Origin of the sequence: Anaeromyxobacter dehalogenans 2CP-C, from assembly GCF_000013385.1 — a bacterium.
GTDB classification, from domain to species: Bacteria; Myxococcota; Myxococcia; order Myxococcales; family Anaeromyxobacteraceae; genus Anaeromyxobacter; species Anaeromyxobacter dehalogenans_B.
This window is the reverse complement of record NC_007760.1, coordinates 4,768,388-4,786,498: the sequence shown is the minus strand read 5'-3', so window position 1 is coordinate 4,786,498 and position 18,111 is coordinate 4,768,388. Positions and strand designations below refer to the sequence as shown.

Here is an 18,111-nt window from a genome sequence, read left to right as displayed (position 1 = left end):
ATCCGGCGTGCTGCTCGCCGAGCTCGCCGAGGTCTCCCGCGCGGTGGCCGCCACCCCGGCGCGCCTGGAGAAGATCGCGCGCCTCGCCGACGCGCTCGGCCGGCTCGCGCCGGACGAGCGCGCGGTGGGCGCGAGCTGGCTCGCCGGCGACCTGCCCGGTGGGCGCGTCGGCATCGGCGCGGCCACGCTGCGGGCGGCGCTCGAGGCGGCGCCGCCGGAGCGCAGCGGGCCGGGGCTCACGGTGGCGGAGGTGGACGCCGCCCTCCGCCGCATCGCGGCCGTGGCCGGCCCGGGCTCCGGCGCCGCGCGCCGCCGGGAGCTGGACGCGCTCCTCGCCCGCGCCGGCAACCCCGAGCGCCGGTTCCTCGCGGCGCTCGTCCTCGGCGAGCTGCGCCAGGGCGCGCTGGAGGGCGTCCTCGCCGATGCGGTGGCGAAGGCGGCGGGGCTCCCCGCGGCGGAGGTCCGGCGCGCGGCCATGCTCGCGGGCGCGCTCCCGCCCGTCGCGGAGGCGGCGCTCTCCGAGGGCGCCGCCGGGCTGGCGCGCTTCCGGCTGCGGGTGGGGGAGCCGGTGTCGCCCATGCTGGCCCAGACCGCGGCGGACGTGGACGAGGCGCTCCGGGCGCTCGGCGGCGAGGCCGCGCTGGAGTGGAAGCTCGACGGCGCGCGGATCCAGGCGCACCGCGACGGCGAGGCGGTGCGGGTGTTCTCGCGCTCGCTGCGCGACGTGACCGCGGCGGTGCCGGAGGTGGTGGCGCTCCTGCGCGCCGCGCCCGAGCCGCGGCTCGTGCTCGACGGCGAGGCCATCGCGCTCCGCGCCGACGGCACGCCCGAGCCGTTCCAGGTCACCATGCGCCGCTTCGGCCGGAAGCTGGACGTGGAGCGGCTCGCGCCCGAGCTGCCGCTGACCGCGTTCTTCTTCGACGCGCTGGTGGCCGGCGGCGCGGAGCTGCTGGCGCGCCCCGAGCGCGAGCGCTGGGCCGCGCTCGCGCGGGCCATCCCGGCGGAGCGCCGCGTCCCGCGGCTCGTCACCCGCGATCCCGCCGAGGCCCGCGCGTTCCTCGAGGACGCGCTCGCCCGCGGCCAGGAAGGCGTGGTGGCGAAGGCGCTCGACGCACCCTACGAGGCCGGCCGCCGCGGCGCCGCGTGGCTCAAGGTGAAGCGCGCGCACACGCTCGACCTCGTGGTGCTCGCCGCGGAGTGGGGGAGCGGCCGGCGCCGCGGCTGGCTCTCGAACCTGCACCTCGGCGCGCGCGACCCCGCCTCCGGCGGCTTCGTGATGCTCGGGAAGACGTTCAAGGGCATGACCGACGCCATGCTCGCGTGGCAGACCGACCGGCTGAAGGCGCTCGCCACCGGGCCGCTCGACGCCTGGCAGGTCCCGGTGCGCCCGGAGCTGGTCGTGGAGGTCGCGTTCGACGGGATCCAGTCCAGCCCCCGGTACCCCGGCGGCCTCGCCCTCCGCTTCGCGCGCGTGAAGCGCTACCGCGAGGACAAGCGCCCCGAGGACGCGGACACGATCGAGACGGTGCGGGGGCTGTACGGAGGGTGAGGGGGGCGAATCGGGCGGGCTTCGAGGGTGCGAGGGCGTCCGGGACCGGGTCCGCGTGCCCGGAGCCGCGGCGGAGCGATCGGCTCGCGAGAGGCCCGAGGGCGGGGCGGGGGCGCGTCAGGCGGAGCTGGCGTGGCGTGTCCCCGCGTACGAATCCATCAGCGCGTCCCCGAGGACCCGGCGCGCTTCCTCGAGGTTGTGACCTCGGCAGCGGATCCGGAGGTTGTCCACGGTCGAGGCCCCGCCGCGCGCCCGCGGCACGACGTGGTCGAGCTCGAGCCGATGCGTGGAGCCGCATCGCTCGCCGGACGCGAGGACGAACGTGCACCGCCCGCCGTCGCGCTCCCAGACCGCGCGGCGGACGTGGGCCGAGATGTGGTCCGGCTTCGAAGGACGGACGCGCTCCTTCGGCTTGGCTGTGAGCCCCGTGCGGCGTGCCCGCTCGGCCAGGAGCTGGTCCAGCGCCGCCTCGAGGACGTTCTCCCGGGTGGCGCCCGGCATCGAGTGGGAGAGCGCATCGCGGGCGGCATCGAGCTTCCTGAGGAAGGCTTTGGAGACCGTGAGGTGCATGCGGGCCTGGTCCGCGCAGAGCCAGTCCACCGAGCTCCGTTTCGCGACCGGCACCACGGCGCAGGCCGCCTGCGGCACGGGCGCGAGCGGCTCCGGCACGGAGACGGCCGAACCCATTTCATGCGCATGAAATGAAACGACCCGGTCGGGTTCCGACGAGGACGCGGCGTCGCGTGATGCCGGCTCCGGGACGGCCACGAGCGCGTTGGCCCGGAGCGGCACCACGAGCTCGCGGTGGGGCGGGTTCTCGACTGGACGGATGGACGCAGCCACGCCCGCTGCATCCCGGCTCGACAGTCCGAAGAACCGCGGCAGGACCTCCGCGCAGTTCTCGGACGTCACCACCTTCGCCAGCTCGCAGACGGACGACAGGCAGAGCTTCCCTTCGCGAAGCGCCTCCTCGATCGCCGGGTACCGGTTGATGAGCTCGGCGGCCGTCTTGCGAAGCTGGGCCGAGCCCGCCGAGAGCCTTCGCGTGCGATGCTTCGGGCATGGGACAACGCCACCGAGTTCACGAAGCGTCTCGTCGACCTGCTCCGTGCCGAGCGCCACGCCATGGCGGAGTCAGTTCGCCCATCGTGAAACGCACGAGGATCGCACAGGACGGGCGAACGCCATCAGGGTTCCGCGACCCCTCCGCTCGTTGCCCGGCACCGCCGCCACGCCGTTCAGGCTCACCAGGCCCCTGCGCCCCAGCGATCCCGCTCGCGGGCTTCGCTCCCGGCGCCAACTCCGTCAAGCGCGCAGCGCGTTCCCGTTGGGCTGCAAGCGGATAGTCACTTTCAGTGAGTGACCTGGCGCACGCCCTCCGCGCCCCGCGCCGCACCCACGAGCTCTCGCGAGCCGATCCCCGCAGCGCCGGTTCCGGTCACGCGGGCCGGCTCCCGAGCGTCGCTTCCCCCTCGAAGCCGACCCCACGCTCGCCCTTCGACAAGCTCAGGGCGAGCGGACACCCACGCCCTTCGACAAGCTCAGGGCGAGCGGACACCCACGCCCTTCGACGAGCTCAGGGCGAGCGGACGCCTAATGATTCACGAAGTGGAACAGCCGATTCCACCGCGGCCCGCCCGGCCCCCAGGACGCGAGCGCGATCCAGGCGCGGCCCTTGATGCGGCCGACGGGGACGGGGCCGAACACGCGGCTGTCGGCGGAGTGGTCGCGGTGGTCGCCGGCGAGCCACACCGTGCCCTCCGGCACCTTCTGCGGCGGCACGTCACCGCACTCCTGGTACGGGGTGCAGTACGTGTGGTAGCGGTGCGGCCCGAGCTGCTCGACCGCGTCCACGCACGGCTCCTCGCGCCAGCCGCTGCCCTCGGGGCGGTCCCAGTAGCCGCACGAGCCGGCGATCCGCTCGCGGGGCACGGGCTGGCCGTTCAGCACCAGGTGCCCGTCCACGATCTCGACCGTGTCGCCGCCGACCGCCACCACCCGCTTGATGAGGTCGTCGTCGCGCGGGTTCCCCGGCGGCGCGAGCAGCACCACGATGTCGCCGCGCTTCGGGGTGGCCCAGGTGGCCTGGGCGGTCGCCGTGAACGGCAGCCGCGCGCCGTAGGCCCACTTCTCCACGATGACGTAGTCGCCGATCTCCAGCGTCGGCAGCATCGAGCCCGACGGGATGTAGACGGCCTCGTAGAGGAACGTCCGGAAGGCGAGCACCGCGAGGATGGTGAGCGTCCAGCCCCGTACCTCTCTCATCACCTTCGCTCTGTCCACGCGCCGCCGCTCTCCTATTCGATCCGCATCGCCTCCACCGGGTCGAGCTTCGAGGCTCGGGCGGCCGGGTAGATGCCGAACAGCAGCCCGGCCCCGCAGGCAGAGGCGAGGGAGAGTATCACCGCCCACGCCGGGATGCTCGCGGGAACGTCGAACACGGTCCGGGCCCCCAGGGCCAGCCCGGCGCCGACCAGCACGCCCACCAGGCCGCCCAGGCCGGACAGGGTGATCGACTCGAGCAGGAACTGCATCAGGATGCGGCCGCGGCGGGCGCCGAGCGCCATCCGGACGCCGATCTCGCGGGTCCGCTCGGTCACCGACACGAGCATGATGTTCATGACGCCGATGCCGCCGACCAGCAGCGCCAGCGCGCACACGCCGAACGTGGCCGCGCCCACCATCCGCGCCAGGTTGTCGAACATCTCGGCCGAGGTGTCGTTCGAGAACAGCTCGAAGTCGTTCTCGTCCTGCGGCCCGAGCCCGCGCAGCCGCCGCAGGGTCGCGACCACCTCGTCCATGGCGAGCGGCAGGTCCTCCGCCGAGGTGGCCTGGATGGCGATGTTGTTGTTGCGGTTCCTCCCGAACGCGACCTCGTAGGCGGTCCAGGGCACCACCGCCCAGGAGTCCTTCGACTGGCCGAAGATGCTGCCCTGCTTCACCGAGACGCCGATGATCTCGAACGGCACGCCGCGGATGCGCACCTCGCGGCCGATGGGGTCCATCTTCGGGAACAGCACGTCCACCACGTCGGTGCCCACGAACGTCACCCGGCGGCCGAGCAGCACGTCGGTGGTGGTGATGAACCGGCCCTGGCCGACGGTGACGCCGTTGGCGGGCTCGTAGTCGGGGAGCACCCCGCCGAACGCGACCTCGCGCCGGGTGGCCCGCTCCGGCGTGGAGACCACCGCCGCGCCGTTGCCGTCGCCGCTCGGGTACTCCTCGATCGACACGAACTTCACGTGCGGGAGCGACCGGAGCGCCTCGCCCTGCTCGCGGGTGAGCGGCTTGCGCTGCTCGTACTTGCGCCAGTCGATCGGCCCGAAGTTCATGTGCGGCCACTTCTGGACCTGGAACGCGCCGGCGCCCAGCATGGCGAAGTCGGTCGTCATCTTGAGGCGGAGCCCCTCGGTGAGCGACATCATCGCCACCACGGTGCAGGCGCCGATCACGATGCCGAGCAGCGTCAGCATCGACCGCAGCACGTTGCCGCGCAGCGTGCCGATGGCCATCGCCAGCGTGTCGAGGAAGGCGTTCATTCGTACCTCAGCGCCTCGACCGGATCGAGGCGCGCGGCGCGCCAGGCCGGCCAGGAGCCGAACAGCAGGCCCACGCCCGCGGAGAAGCCGAGCCCGAGCGCCACCGCCGAGGGCGTCACCGCGGCCGCGAGCGGCGTGAGCAGCGCCACGAGCTGCGCCACCCCGAGGCCGAGCGTGGTGCCGACCGCGCCGCCCAGCGCCGCCACCACCGAGGACTCGATCAGGAACTGGAGCAGGATGGTGCGCCGCCGGGCGCCCAGCGCCCGCCGCACCCCGATCTCGCGGGTCCGCTCGGTCACCGACACCAGCATGATGTTCATGATGCCGATGCCGCCCACCACCAGCGTGATGAGCCCCACGCCGATGGCGACGCCGTAGAGCGCGCCGGTGAGCTGGCGGTAGATGCGCAGGAACTGCTCCTGCCGGTTGATGGCGAAGTCGTCCTTCTTGTCCGGCGCCACCTGCCGGACCCGGCGCAGCACGCCGACGATCTGGTCCTCGAGCGCGGAGAGGTTCTCCGGCGCGGCGGCCACCGCCAGGTTGAGCGAGCGCTTCGAGCCGAGGTCGCGCAGGAACGTGGTGAACGGCAGGATGACGTTGCTGTCCATGTCCATGCCGAGCATCTGCCCGCGCTTCGCCATCACCCCCACCACCGTGAACGGGTGGCCCTCCAGCGTGACGCGCTGGCCGAGGACGGTCTCCGGCGAGGCGCCCGGGAACAGCCGCTCCGCCACCGCGTACCCCAGCACCGCGGCCGCGCGCTCCAGGTCCACGTCGGTGTCGGTGAGGAAGCGCCCGGCCTGCACCGAGCCGGCCCCGGTGTCGAGGTAGCGCGCGTTCGTGCCGATGAGCTGGACGCCGGAAAGCTCCTTGTCGAGCCGGGTGACCGTGCCGCGCGTGCCGGCCTGCGGCGCCACCGCCGTGGCGAGCGTCACCTCGCGCTCCACCGCGGCCAGCTCGCGCTTGCCCAGGTCCTTGCGGTTCCGCATCTCCCACCACTCGCCGCGGCCCTGCGCCAGCCAGGCGAACTTGGAGACGTAGAGCGTGTTCGCGCCCAGGTTCGCGATCTGCCCCTCGAACGAGCGGTTCAGCCCCTGGATGATGGCGACGATCGCGATCACCGTCATCACGCCGATGACGATGCCGAGCGTGGTGAGGAAGCTGCGCAGCCGCGCGCCGACCAGCGACTCGAGCGCGATGCGCACCGCCTCCGCGAGCTCCGCGCCGGCGCGGACGAAGGCCCGGACGGCGCGGTTCATGCGTGGACCGCCCGGGCGCCGGACAGCGCCACCTCGGCGCCGGGGCCGTCGCCCACCACGCGGCCGTCGGACAGCCGGATGGCGCGCGGGCAGCGCGCCGCCAGCCGCGGCTCGTGGGTGACGAGGATGATGGTGTGGCCGCGCTGGTGCAGCTCGGAGAACAGGCGGATGATCTCCTCGCCGGTGGCGGAGTCCAGGTTGCCGGTGGGCTCGTCGGCGAGCAGGATCGACGGCTCGCCCACCAGCGCGCGGGCGATGGCCACGCGCTGCCGCTGGCCGCCGGACAGCTCGTTGGGCCGGTGGGTCATGCGGTGGCCGAGGCCCACGGCGCGCAGCGCCCCCTCGGCGCGGGCGCGGCGCTCGCGGCGCGGCACCCCGCGGTACACGAGCGGCAGCTCCACGTTCTGCACCGCGCTGGCGCGCGGCAGCAGCTGGAACGTCTGGAACACGAACCCGATCTCGCGGTTGCGCAGGTCTGCGAGCTGGTCGTCGGCGAGCCCCTCCACGTCCGAGCCGTTCAGGCGGTAGACGCCGGCGCTGGGCGTGTCGAGGCAGCCGAGCAGGTTCATGAGCGTGGACTTGCCCGAGCCGGACTGGCCCACGATCGCGACCCACTCCCCGCGCTCGATGGTGAACGACACGCCGTCGAGCGCGCGCACGGTCTCGCCGCCCACCACGTAGTGCCGGTGAAGCTCCTCGACGACGATGAGCGGCTCGGCCACGGCTACCCCTTCTTCCCGCCGGCGCCCGGCTTGCCGCCCAGCGGCTCCTCGACGACGCGCTTGCCGTCGGCGAGCTCGCGCGAGAGCACGCGGTACGGGCCCTCCACCACCTTCTCGCCCTCCTTCAGGCCGGAGGTGATCTCGAGCTCGGTGTCGCTGGCGAGGCCCGTCTCGACCGGGCGGATCTTCGCCACCCCGTCCTCGATCACGAACACCACCTTGCGCAGCGGATCGCGCTTGGCCTTCTTCTGCCCGGCGCCCTGCGCCGGGGTGGGCGGGCCCTCGGGCGCGGGGCCGGCGCCGGTCAGCTCGCGCTCGGGCCGGACCGTCACCGCCTGGATCGGCACCACCACCGCGCTGGCGCGCGTGTCGGTGGCGATGGACGCCTGCGCGCTCATGCCGGGGAGCGCGTTCTGGACCGGGTGGTCGAGCGCGAGCCGCACGAAGAACGTGGTCACCTCGCCCTCGGTGCCCTGGTTCTTCACCGTCGCGTTGCGCGCCACCTCCACCACCGTGGCCGGGAACTTCTGGTCCGGGAAGGCGTCGATCTCGACCTCGGCGGTGTCGCCCTCCTTCACGTAGACCACCTCGTGCTCGCCCACCTCGATCTTCGCCTCCATCTTGGAGAGCGTGGAGATGATGAGCACCACGTCCTCGGACAGGTCCGAGCCGCGCACGCGCTCGCCCGCGGTCTTCTGGCGCTTGGTGATGACGCCGTCGATGGGCGAGGCGAGCGTGGTGAGCGAGAGCGCGTGGCGCGCCTCGCTGAGCGCCGCGTCGGCCTGGGCGACCCGCTCGACCGCGGCCTGCTGGCGGGCCCGCTCGGCCCCGAGGTTGGAGCGGGCCGTGTCGAGCTCGGCCGCGCTGGCGTTGCCGGTCTTCACCAGCCGCTCCACCCGGGCCAGCTCCTGCTCGAGCTGCGCGACCTTCACCTTCTCCAGCTCGACGTCGGCGGCGGCGCTGGCCCGCGCGGCGGTCTGCTGCGCCACCTGCGCGGTGTAGCGCCGCGAGTCCACCTTGCCGAGCACCTGGCCCTTCTTCACCAGGTCGCCCTCGTGCGCGTCGAGCTCGAGCAGGTCGCCCGAGACGTTCGCGGAGAGCTTCACCTCGGTGGCCGCCTGGAGCTTGCCGGCGGCGGTGACGAGGCGGGTGATGGGCCCGCGCTTCGCGGCCACCGCCTGGATGCCGATGGGCGGCGGCGGCTTGGGGCGCAGCGCGGACACGGTGATGGCGACCACCGCCACCACGAACAGGCCGGCGACGATCCGCTTGCCCCAGCTCATGCGCGGCTGCGGCGGGAGGGCCGCCAGCACCGGGCCCTCCGGGGCCGGCGCGGCGTGGTCGGGGGAGGGCATCGGGAGCGGGTTCTGCGTGGCCATCTAGAGCGTTCCTCCCGCGGCGCGCGCCAGGTCGGCGATCGCCACGGCGTGATCGATGCGGGACTCCAGGAGCGAGAGCTCCGCCTGCGTCAGCTTGAGATTTGCGTCGCGGAGCTCGAGCTGGTTGGCGAGGCCCGCCTCCAGCCGCTCGGTCGCGAGCGCCAGGGACTGCTGCGCGATGGCGAGCGTGTCGGTGGCGAGCGCCACCTGCTGCGCGAGCGTCACCGCCGCGGCCCGCGCGTCGCCGATCTCCTTCGCGACCGCCTGCAGCGTCCGGTCCTCGTCGGCGCGGGCGCGGTCGAGCGAGGCCGAGGCGCGCTGCACGCGGGCGGAGGTGCCGAACCCCTCGAACAGGTTCCAGGACAGGACCACCTGGGCGGAGGCGCTGTAGTCGCGCCCGGGATCGCCGTAGACGCCGCCCTGGCCGCCGAGCACGGTGCCCTGGCGCGCGTAGGAGCCCACCGCCGAGACCGTGGGCAGGTAGCCGGCCTGCGCGCCGCCCACCGCGGCGCGGGCCGCGTGCACGGAGGCCGCCTGCGCCAGCACCGCCGGGCGGCGCTCCCGGGCCCGGGCGACGAGCGCGTCGGCCGCGGGAGGCTCGGCGCCGGGGACGCCGGGCGCGTCGATGGCCGCGGGCGCGACCACCGAGATCGCCTCGGCGTCGATGCGCCCCAGCACCTGGGCCAGCGCGGTGCGCGCCTGCGCCACCCGCATGCGCTGCCCCTCCACCGCGATGCGGTCGTTCTGCAGGTTCACGCGGGCCGAGTAGGTGTCGCTCTTCGGCGCGCGCCCCGCCGTGAACAGCGCCTCGGCGCGGTCCACCAGCTCCTGCGAGCGCGTCACCGTCTTCTGCAGCACCTCGAGGCTCCGCTCCTGCTTCACGAGGTCGTAGAACCGGCGCGTGACCTCGAAGGAGACGGAGAGCGCGGTCTCGTCGTAGCCGCGGTCGGTGGCGCGGGCGCCCCAGCGGGCGCGGTCGAGGTCCTTGAAGCGGGCCCAGTCGAAGAGCGGCTGCGACAGCGAGAGCGAGGCGCTGTAGGCCTCGGAGTCGCTCGCGGCGCCGACCACCGTCACCTGCCCGGTGATGGGGTCGATGAGCGCGCCGGCGCCGGTGGCGCGGCCGATGAAGCTGTGGCCGAAGCCGGCGTCGAGGTCGAGGCGGGGCAGCACCGCCGCGCGGGCCTGGCCGCGGTCGGCGGCGGCGATGCCGCGGTCGGCGCGCGCCATGGAGAGGTCCGCGTTCGCGCGCGCGGCCTGCGCGAGCGCGTCGTCGAGCGTGATGGGCGCCTGGGCGCGCGTCGCGGAGGCGAGGGCGAGGAGGAGCGCGGCGGCGAGGGAGCGCATGCGGTCTCGGGTCCTTGTGCTAGCGGGGGCCGGGGCCGCCCGCCGACAGCGCGGCGGGGACCACCTTGAGGAGCGCCACGTAGGCGGCGAAGAGCACCAGCGTCACCACCGCGGCGCGCAGGCGCGAGGTCCCGGCCGCGCGGGCCATGCCGAGCGCCACCAGCGCGAGCGCCCACACCGTGAACAGGTCGGCGGCGCCGAGCGCGGCGGCGAGCGGCGGCGGGGCCGAGGGGACGAGCGCGGCCAGGCTCGACGGCACCAGCCGCGGCACGTCCGCCGGCGCGAGCGGGGCGTGCACCAGCGCGGCGGGGATGGCGAGCAGCCCGCCGAGCCACACCGGCAGCATGCCGTGCGCGGTCACCGCCAGCGTCGCCTTGAAGTCCGGCCGCGACCCGGCCACGCGGAACCCGACGAACAGGCAGCCGGCGGCGGCCACCGCGAGCAGCGCGGGCAGCGCGGCGGCGCCGGCCCAGCCGGCGATGAGGCCGAGCTTGCGCGCGGTGGCGGCGTTCTCCTCGCGCTGGCTGACGGTGAGCTCGGCGCCCTCCGGGCTGCGGTCGGCCGCCAGCGCCGAGGCGCCGAAGTCGGTGCTCGGGAGCACCGCGGCCGCGGTGGCGAGCGCGGCCGCGGTGGCGAGCGCGAGCGCGAGGCCGGCGCGCCGGCGCGTGGTCACGAGCGAGAACCCGTGCTGCGGCACCGCGAGCGCGCGGAGGAGGATGGAACCGTCGGTGGAAAGCTCGGATGCGGTCATGTGCGTGCCCGGCCCTACGGGGCAGGCGGACCGCGTATTTCACGCTTCGCGCGCTCGCCCGTCGGGAAACAAGGAGGCCGAGCGCATAATCCCGTGACATTCGGCCCAGGTCCACCATCGCCCACCCGCGTGGGTGGGCGCTGCCGCGCACCCGCCGGCCCCGCTCCGGGGGTCGCCGGCGCCGGGCCGGCGCAGGCCGGGCGGTCAGCCGAGCATCGCGAGCGCGCGCTCGACGCGGCCCGGCCGCGCCGCGGCGAGGAGGCCCGGGAGGCCGCGCCGCCGCGCCAGCCGCCGCGCCGCGTGGTGCGCCGAGACGGTCCTCGGCCCCTCGGCGAGCAGCGCGAGCGCCATCGCGACGAGCGCGAGGTTGAACTCCATGCCTCCCTGCCCGACGCTGAAGCCCTTCGGCGCGTGCACCTTCCCGATGGCGACCGCCTGCGTCACGATCACCGCCAGCGCCGCCGGCGCGGTGGCGATCCCGAGGATCGCCGCGGCGCCGGCGAACGTCTCGGCGACGCCGGTCGCCACCGCGAGCGCGCGGCCGGGGCGGAGCCCGAGCCCCTCGAACATCCGGGCCGTCTGCGCCGGGCCCTCGCCGCGCAGCTTGGACAGCCCGTGGTAGAGCATGGTGCTCCCGAGCGCGAGCCGTGCGGGCAGGTCCGCCACCGCCACCGCCCGCCGCCGCCAGCGACCGTCCGCAGTCCGCATCGCGTTCCCCTCCGCGACGACGATCCGCACCGGCGCGCCGGGCCGCAACCGCGCGGCCGCGCGCCGCCGGGCGGCCGGGCGCCCGCGCGTCGGGGCGGCGGGTTACACTGTCGGCGGAATGCCCCCGCCGCTCCTCACCCGCCGCGCCCTGAACCGCGCCACGCTCGCCCGTCAGCTCCTCCTCGCGCGCGAGCGGGCCGGGCCGGTGCGCGCGCTGGAGCGGCTCCTCTGCGTCCAGGCCCAGCTCGCCCGCCCGCCGTTCCTCGCGCTCTGGGCGCGCCTCGACGGCTTCGCGCCGGCGGACCTCTCGCGCGCCGCCCTGGCGCGGGAGGTGGTGCGCGCCCCGTTCCTGCGCGGCACGCTGCAGCTGCTCTCCGCCCGCGATCTCCTGCGCCTGCGGGCCGCGCTCGGCCCGTCGCTCGAGGCCGCGCTGCGCGCCGGCCGGGGGCGGCGGCTGGAGACCTTCGACCGGCCGGCGCTGGAGGGGGCGGCCCGCGGCTGCCTGGCGGACGCGCCGTGCACGTTCGACGCGCTGCGGACGCTCGTGGCGGACCGCTTCCCCGGGGCGGACGCCGACGTGGCGCTGCTCGCGGTGCGCTACACCCTGCCGCTCGTGCAGGTGCCGGAGGCGGGCGCGCCCTGGGGATGGCCGGGCGCGGCGTCGTTCGCGGACGCGGAGGCCTGGCTGGGACGGCCCTGCGAGGCCGCGGCGGCGCCGCAGGCGCTCCTGCGGCGCGCGCTCGCCGCGGTCGGCCCGGCCAGCGTGGCCGACCTCGCCACGTTCACCGGCCTCCGCGCGGTGCGCGAGGCGCTCGAGGGGCCCGGGGCCGGCCTGCGCACCTTTCGCGACGAGGACGGGCGCGAGCTCCTCGATCTCGCCGACGCGCCGCGCCCGTCCGAGGACGTGGCGGCGCCGGTGCGGTTCCTGGGGGAGTTCGACGCCATCCTCCTCGCCCACGCCGACCGGCGGCGGTTCATCGACGACGCGCACCGGCCGCTGGTGGTGACGAACAACGGGCTGGTGCGCGCGTGCTTCCTGGTGGACGGGCGGGTGGAGGGGACCTGGCGCACCGAGCGCGGGCGGCGCGGGACGGCGCTGGTGGTGGAGCCGTTCGCGACGCTCGACGGCGCCGCGCGGCTGGCGCTGGGCGCCGAGGGCGAGGCGCTCCTGCGCTTCATGGAGCCCGGCGCGCGGGTTCACGACGTGCGCTTCGCCCGGCCGAACGCGGCAGGCCGCCGATGAGCGCGGCTCCCACGGGGTGCGCCTTACCCTTTCGCCCCGGCCCGCCATGAGGTAGAAACCCGGCCACCGGCAGCCCGTTCTGCCGTCATGCGTTCCTGGGCGGCGTGCAGCCTTCCGGAGCGCGGGGGCAGGAAGAGGAGGCGCCGCGCCCTTCGCGGCCACCGCCCAGAGGTGTGCACATGAAACTCGTTTCCGGTCTCAAGCCCCTGCGCAAGGGGGAAAAGCTGGCGGTGCTCATGCCTGGCATGGGCGCCGTCGCCACCACCGCCATCGCCGGGGTCCACGCCGTCCGCAAGAAGCTGGCGCAGCCGGTGGGGTCGCTCACCCAGCTCGGCCACTTCCTGGACGACGGCCACAACCACGGCCGCCTCATCAAGGACGTGCTGCCGCTCGCGTCGTTCGACGACCTCGTGTTCGGCGGCTGGGATCCCATCCCGGACGACGTGTATGCGGCCGCGTGTCGCGCCCGGGTGCTGAACCGCGACCACCTCGAGCCGCTCAAGGCGGAGCTCGAGGCCATCAAGCCCATGCCGGCGGTGTTCGACACCGAGTGGGTGCGCCGCCTCGACGGCCCGAACGTCAAGAAGGGCTCGCTGCGCGAGAAGGCGGAGGCGCTCCAGGCCGACATCCGCGGCTTCATGGAGAAGCACCGCTGCGCCCGCGGCGTGATGGTGTGGACCGGCTCGACCGAGGTCTACGCCGAGATCGGCCCGGCCCATGCCTCGCTGGAGGCGTTCGAGGCCGCGCTCGACCGGAACGACCCGACCATCGCGCCGTCGATGGTCTACGCCTACGCCGCGATGAAGACCGGGCTGCCGTTCATGAACGGCGCGCCGAACCTGTCGCAGGACACCCCCGCGCTCCGCGAGCTGGCCGAGCGCGAGGGCATCGTCACCGGCGGCAAGGACTTCAAGACCGGCCAGACGCTGATGAAGACCACCATCGCCCCCATGCTGCACGCGCGGCTGCTCGGGCTCGACGGCTGGTTCTCCACCAACATCCTCGGCAACCGAGACGGCGAGGTGCTCGACGACGCCGCCAGCTTCAAGACCAAGGAGGTCTCGAAGCTCTCGGTGCTCGACTCGATCCTGTCGCCGAAGCAGCACCCCGAGCTCTACGGGGACATCGACCACAAGGTCACGATCCACTACTACCCGCCGCGCGGCGACAACAAGGAAGGCTGGGACGCGATCGATCTCTACGGGTGGCTCGGCTACCCGATGCAGATCAAGGTCAACTTCCAGTGCCGGGACTCGATCCTGGCGGCGCCGCTCGCGGTCGATCTCGCCATCCTCGCCGACCTGGCGCAGCGGGCCGGGGAGAAGGGGCCGCAGGAGTGGCTCTCCTTCTTCTTCAAGAGCCCGGTGACCGCGGCCGGCAACGGCGCGGTGCACGACCTCTTCCAGCAGCAGACCAACCTGTTCGCGAAGCTGCGCAGCTACGCCGACGCGGCCGCGCAGGCCGCCAAGCAGGCCGCGGTCGGCTAGCCGGCGATGCCCACCGGCGCGCGACTCGCGATCCTCGCCCACCTGGCCCTCGGCGCGGCCACCGCCCTCGCCTACGCGGTGGTGCGCCCGCCCGAGCCGGCCCGCTTCACCGGCCGGCGCGGGATCATCGGGATCCTGGGCCGGTGGGCCTACTTCGTGAGCGGGCCGCTGCTGCGCGCCGCGAACGCGGTCGGGCTCTCCGCGAACGGCGTGACCGCCATCGGCACCGCGCTGACCGCGGCCGCCGGCGTCGCGGTCGGGCTGGGGGGCTTCGGGTGGGCGTTCCTGCTGCTGGTCTACGGCTCCTGGTGCGACCTGCTCGACGGCGAGCTGGCCCGCCGCACCGGGACCCAGACCCGGGCCGGCGCGTTCCTCGACTCCAACCTCGATCGCGTCTCCGAGATCGCGATGTTCGCCGGCCTGGCCGCGGCGTTCCCGGATCGCTCCGGGATGCTGTGGGCGGTGGGCGCGCTCTCCGCCTCGATGATGGTCTCGTACACCCGGGCCCGCGGCGAGGGCCTGGGCGTCTCCTGCCCGACGTTCGGGCTGGAGCGGCCGCACCGGGTGGTGATGCTCATGGCGGCGCTGCTCGCGGCGTCGTTCGTGCCCGCGCCGGCCGTGCTGCCGCTGCTCGAGACGACCTGCGCGCTCGTCGCCCTGGGCGCGGGCGGCACCGCGCTCGGGCGCCTGTGGGTGATCCACCAGATGCTCCGCCACGGCGAGGGTGCGGCCGCGGGCGGGGCCCAGCACGGCGCCCCGGGCGCGCCGCCGGCCGGCACGCCCTAGGGATCGGCCGTGCGCGTCTGCATCGTCACGCCGTACGACCTGTCCCACGACGGCGGCGTGAACCGCCACGCGCTCGGCCTCGCCCGCGCGCTGGGCGGGCTCGGCGTCGAGGCGCGGGTGCTGGGGCCGGCGAGCGGCGCGGTGCCGGACGGCTGCGACGGGCTCCGGGGCGTGCTGCCGGTGCCGGCGAACGGCTCGGTCGCGCGCATCGGCCTGCTCGTGTCGGAGCGCGCCACCCGCGCCTACCTCGACGCGCACGACTTCGACGTCGTCCACGTGCACGAGCCCATCGTGCCCGGGCCGGGGCGCCACGCGCTGCGCCACGCGCGCGGGCCGGTGGTGGCGACGTTCCACGCGAACGCCGAGCGCGAGCCGTGGCTGCAGTCGGTGCTGCGCCGCTTCGCCTCCGCGGGCCTGGCCCGCGTGGACTTCGGCATCGCGGTCTCGCGCCAGGCGAAGCGCTTCGCGCGCCCCATCTTCCGCGGCCGCATCGCCGTCATCCCGAACGGCGTGGAGCGGTGGCGGTTCGGGGCGGACGCCGACGCCGGGCCGCGCCCGCCGCACGCGCCGCCGCGCGTCCTGTTCGTCGGGCGCTTCGGCGAGCCGCGCAAGGGCCTGGCGGTGCTGCTCGAGGCGGCGGAGCGCCTGCGCGCCCGCGGCCAGGCGGTGGAGGTCGAGGTGGTCGGCGACGGACCGGTGGAGCGCTGGGCCGGGCGGGCCGCCCGCGCCGGGGTCCGCTTCCTGGGCCGGGTGAGCGACGACGCGCTGGCCCGGGCCTACCGCGACAGCGACGTGTTCTGCGCGCCGTCGCTCGGCGGCGAGAGCTTCGGGATGGTGCTCGCCGAGGCCATGGCGGCGGGCTGCCCGGTGGTGGCGAGCGACATCCCCGGCTACGCCGAGGCGGCCCGCGGCGCCGCGCTGCTGGTGCGGGCCGGCGATCCGGACGCGCTCGCCGCGGCGCTGTGGCGGGCGGGGCTCGACGCCGGGCTGCGGGCGCGGCTGTGCGCCCGCGGGCGCGCGCGCGCCGACGCGCTGTGCTGGTCGCGGGTGGCGGCCCGCGTGCTGCACATCTACCAGGTGGCCGGCGCCGGGAGCCCCGCGCTGGCCGTCCCCCCGCTCGCGCCGGTGGCGCGCGCGGCGCGGGGCTAGCCGCGGCGGGAGCGCGCGATGGCCTTCCCCCGCACCTGGCGCCAGAAGGCGGTGCTCGTCCCGTTCGCGCGCGGCCTCAAGCTCTGGTACCGCCCGCGCGTGCACGGGCTCGACGCGGTCCCGCGCGACCGGCCGGTGATCTACGTCGCGAAGCACCCGCGCACCTGGCTCTACTTCGAGATCTTCCTGCTCGGCCTGCTCACGTTCTGGGACGCCGACCGGATCCCGTTCCGCCCCATGGAGAAGCGCGGCACCTCGCTGCACCGCATCCCCGGCCTCGCCTGGGTCCGGCGCCACGTCGGCACCATCGAGGCGACCGAGGAGGCGGCGCTCGCGGCGCTCGCGGGCGGCGAGTCGCTGCTCGTGTTCCCGGGCGGCGCACGCGAGCTGTACGGCGACGAGGACGCGCTCGACTGGGCCGGGCGCCGCGGCTACGCCCGCATCGCCGCCGCCGCCGGCGTGCCGGTGGTGCCGGTGGCGATCGCCGGCGCCGACCAGCAGCACCCGCTCCGCCTCCCGCTCGGCAAGAACGGCTCCCTGTGGCTCCCGCCCGTGCCGCTGCCGGTGGCGCTCGACTTCTGGTTCGGCGCCCCCCTGCCGCCGCCGCCGCCCGGCGACGCGGCCGCGGTGGCCGCCTTCGCCGACGGGGTCGCGGCGACCACGCAGGCGCTGCTCGACGAGGCCGTCCGCGCGCGGCGCGCACCCCCCTGGAGCCGCACGTGAGCCGCCAAGCCCCCCACGCCCCACCGCCGCCGCTCGACCCGCGGCACCCCGCCTACCGCTGGATCCTCGGCGGCGCGCGGCGGCTCGTCCGCTACCACCGCATGACCGTCGAGGGCGCGGTGCCGAAGGGCCCGTGCATCTACGTGGCGCTGCACGGCGCCGGGTACCTGGTGCTCGACCTCGTGATGGCCTGCTACTTCCTCGGCTGGAAGGAGTTCCACGAGAGCGGGCGGCTGGAGGACTGGCGCCCGCTGCGCATCGTCGGGGCGGAGTCGCAGATCGAGCGCTTCCTGCCCGGCCTGCCGCGCGTGAAGGAGCACGCCGGGATCGTCGGGACCGACGAGGAGGACTGCGTCGCGGTGCTGGAGCGCGGCGAGTCGCTGCTCGTGACCCCCGGCGGCATGCGCGAGGCGCAGCCCTCCCGCGACTTCTACCGGCTGCGCTGGGACGGGCGGCTCGGCTTCGCGCGCATGGCGGTGCGCACCGGCGTGCCCATCGTCCCGGTGGCGGTGGTGGGCGGCGCGGAGGCGTACCCGGGCGTGCGGTGGGGCAAGCTGTCGTTCTGGTCGCCGCTGCCGCTGCCCGCGCGGATGGAGATGGCGATCGGCGAGCCCATCCCGGTGGAGCGGCGGCCGGGCTCGGCGCGGGATCCGGCGGTCGTGAAGCCGCTCCAGGAGCTGGCGCGCGAGCGCACGCAGGCGCTGTACGACCGGCTGGTCGCGAGGCGGAGGGCGGGGCGGTGACCGTCTGGCGCGTCGCGAGCGACTGGCACCTCGCGCCGGGCAGCCCGGCGGTGCACGGGCGGCTGGCGCGCGCCTTCCTGGCGCGCGCGCGCGCCGACGGCGCGTCGGTGGTGCTGAACGGCGACGCCTTCGACGAGCTGTTCACCGGCGGTGGACGGGCCGAGGCGGCGCACCCGCTGGTCGTCGCCGAGCTGGAGGCGCTCGGCCGCGAGGGCCGGCTCCGGCGCACGCGCGGCAACCACGATCCGGACGCGGGCGAGGAGCGGGTGGTCCTGGAGGTCCCCGGGACCGGCCGCGTCCTGGTGGCCCACGGGCACGCCGCCGACCCGGTGAACGCCTCCGCGCTGGGGCGGCTCGGCGACGGAATCTCCCGGCGCTTCGGCCGGTTCGGGGTGGTGCGGGGCGCGGCATGGTTCGCCGAGGCGGCCGCGCGCGCCGTGGCCGAGGACTGGATGGTGGCGACCTTCCGGCGCCGGTGCCTGGCCGAGGTGGAGCGCGACGGCTTCTCGCTCGGCGTGTTCGGGCACGTGCACCGGGCCCACCTGGCGCCGGGCGATCGCTACGCCAACGCGGGCTCGCTCCACGGCGAGGCCCTCGAGTACCTGGAGCTCGGCCCCGGCGGGCCGCGGCTCGCGGTGCTGCACGCCGCCGACCTGGCCGAGCCGGGCACGGACCCGGCGCCGAGGCCGCAGATCGAGGATCCGCGCCCCGGGCGCGGGATGAGGTAGA

At 75.6% G+C, this 18,111-nt stretch carries 17 protein-coding genes; 8 read left to right on the top strand and 9 right to left on the bottom strand.

Annotation, left to right across the window (positions count from 1 at the left end; translation table 11 throughout):
* The first annotated feature begins 7 nt into the window (after window positions 1-7).
* Window positions 8-1,549: an ATP-dependent DNA ligase gene (locus ADEH_RS21490; protein WP_011423206.1), complete on the top strand. Its 1,542-nt coding sequence runs from the start codon at window positions 8-10 to the stop codon at window positions 1,547-1,549.
* A 117-nt stretch (window positions 1,550-1,666) separates the two neighbouring features.
* On the opposite strand, the gene ADEH_RS21485 is transcribed toward ADEH_RS21490, so the two are convergent.
* The 9 genes from ADEH_RS21485 to ADEH_RS21445 form a co-directional block, all read right to left on the bottom strand.
* Window positions 1,667-2,671 (bottom strand): HNH endonuclease, encoded by a 1,005-nt coding sequence (locus tag ADEH_RS21485; RefSeq protein WP_011423205.1) that lies wholly within the window; start codon window positions 2,669-2,671, stop codon window positions 1,667-1,669.
* 471 nt (window positions 2,672-3,142) lie between these two features.
* The gene (gene lepB, locus ADEH_RS21480) at window positions 3,143-3,814 is read right to left on the bottom strand and encodes a signal peptidase I (protein ID WP_041453757.1); all 672 of its coding nucleotides are present in this window, start codon (window positions 3,812-3,814) and stop codon (window positions 3,143-3,145) included.
* A gap of 32 nt (window positions 3,815-3,846) precedes the next feature.
* On the bottom strand, window positions 3,847-5,088 hold the full coding sequence (locus ADEH_RS21475) for an ABC transporter permease (protein ID WP_011423203.1): 1,242 nt from the start codon (window positions 5,086-5,088) through the stop codon (window positions 3,847-3,849).
* Window positions 5,085-6,347, bottom strand: a complete 1,263-nt coding sequence (locus tag ADEH_RS21470; protein WP_011423202.1) for an ABC transporter permease — start codon at window positions 6,345-6,347, stop codon at window positions 5,085-5,087. Before ADEH_RS21470 ends, ADEH_RS21475 begins: the two co-directional genes overlap by 4 nt.
* A complete protein-coding gene (locus ADEH_RS21465; protein WP_011423201.1) occupies window positions 6,344-7,069 on the bottom strand; it encodes an ABC transporter ATP-binding protein in 726 nt (241 codons plus the stop codon). Before ADEH_RS21465 ends, ADEH_RS21470 begins: the two co-directional genes overlap by 4 nt.
* Window positions 7,070-7,071: 2 nt before the next feature.
* Window positions 7,072-8,448, bottom strand: coding sequence for an efflux RND transporter periplasmic adaptor subunit (locus tag ADEH_RS21460; RefSeq protein ID WP_011423200.1), 1,377 nt, complete (start codon window positions 8,446-8,448; stop codon window positions 7,072-7,074).
* Window positions 8,449-9,792, bottom strand: coding sequence for a TolC family protein (locus ADEH_RS21455; RefSeq protein WP_011423199.1), 1,344 nt, complete (start codon window positions 9,790-9,792; stop codon window positions 8,449-8,451).
* Window positions 9,793-9,811: 19 nt separating this feature from the next.
* Window positions 9,812-10,543 (bottom strand): YIP1 family protein, encoded by a 732-nt coding sequence (locus ADEH_RS21450; protein WP_011423198.1) that lies wholly within the window; start codon window positions 10,541-10,543, stop codon window positions 9,812-9,814.
* A 204-nt stretch (window positions 10,544-10,747) separates the two neighbouring features.
* On the bottom strand, window positions 10,748-11,251 hold the full coding sequence (locus tag ADEH_RS21445; RefSeq protein WP_011423197.1) for a DoxX family protein: 504 nt from the start codon (window positions 11,249-11,251) through the stop codon (window positions 10,748-10,750).
* Between the two features lie 118 nt (window positions 11,252-11,369).
* On the opposite strand from ADEH_RS21445, the gene ADEH_RS21440 reads away from it, so the two are divergent.
* The 7 genes from ADEH_RS21440 (at window position 11,370) to ADEH_RS21410 (ending at window position 18,110) form a co-directional block, all read left to right on the top strand.
* Window positions 11,370-12,494 carry a winged helix DNA-binding domain-containing protein gene (locus tag ADEH_RS21440; protein WP_011423196.1) on the top strand — a complete coding sequence of 375 codons (1,125 nt, stop codon included), beginning with the start codon at window positions 11,370-11,372 and terminating at the stop codon, window positions 12,492-12,494.
* A gap of 179 nt (window positions 12,495-12,673) precedes the next feature.
* Complete coding sequence (locus ADEH_RS21435) at window positions 12,674-13,981, top strand: inositol-3-phosphate synthase (protein ID WP_011423195.1); 1,308 nt, start codon at window positions 12,674-12,676, stop codon at window positions 13,979-13,981.
* 6 nt (window positions 13,982-13,987) lie between these two features.
* Window positions 13,988-14,767, top strand: coding sequence for a CDP-alcohol phosphatidyltransferase family protein (locus ADEH_RS21430; protein ID WP_011423194.1), 780 nt, complete (start codon window positions 13,988-13,990; stop codon window positions 14,765-14,767).
* A gap of 9 nt (window positions 14,768-14,776) precedes the next feature.
* Window positions 14,777-15,916, top strand: coding sequence for a glycosyltransferase family 4 protein (locus ADEH_RS21425; RefSeq protein ID WP_011423193.1), 1,140 nt, complete (start codon window positions 14,777-14,779; stop codon window positions 15,914-15,916).
* 18 nt (window positions 15,917-15,934) lie between these two features.
* Window positions 15,935-16,639 carry a 1-acyl-sn-glycerol-3-phosphate acyltransferase gene (locus ADEH_RS21420; protein WP_011423192.1) on the top strand — a complete coding sequence of 235 codons (705 nt, stop codon included), beginning with the start codon at window positions 15,935-15,937 and terminating at the stop codon, window positions 16,637-16,639.
* On the top strand, window positions 16,636-17,382 hold the full coding sequence (locus tag ADEH_RS21415) for a lysophospholipid acyltransferase family protein (RefSeq protein ID WP_011423191.1): 747 nt from the start codon (window positions 16,636-16,638) through the stop codon (window positions 17,380-17,382). Before ADEH_RS21420 ends, ADEH_RS21415 begins: the two co-directional genes overlap by 4 nt.
* Window positions 17,379-18,110, top strand: a complete 732-nt coding sequence (locus ADEH_RS21410) for a metallophosphoesterase (RefSeq protein WP_011423190.1) — start codon at window positions 17,379-17,381, stop codon at window positions 18,108-18,110. Before ADEH_RS21415 ends, ADEH_RS21410 begins: the two co-directional genes overlap by 4 nt.
* The last annotated feature ends 1 nt before the right edge of the window (window position 18,111 follow it).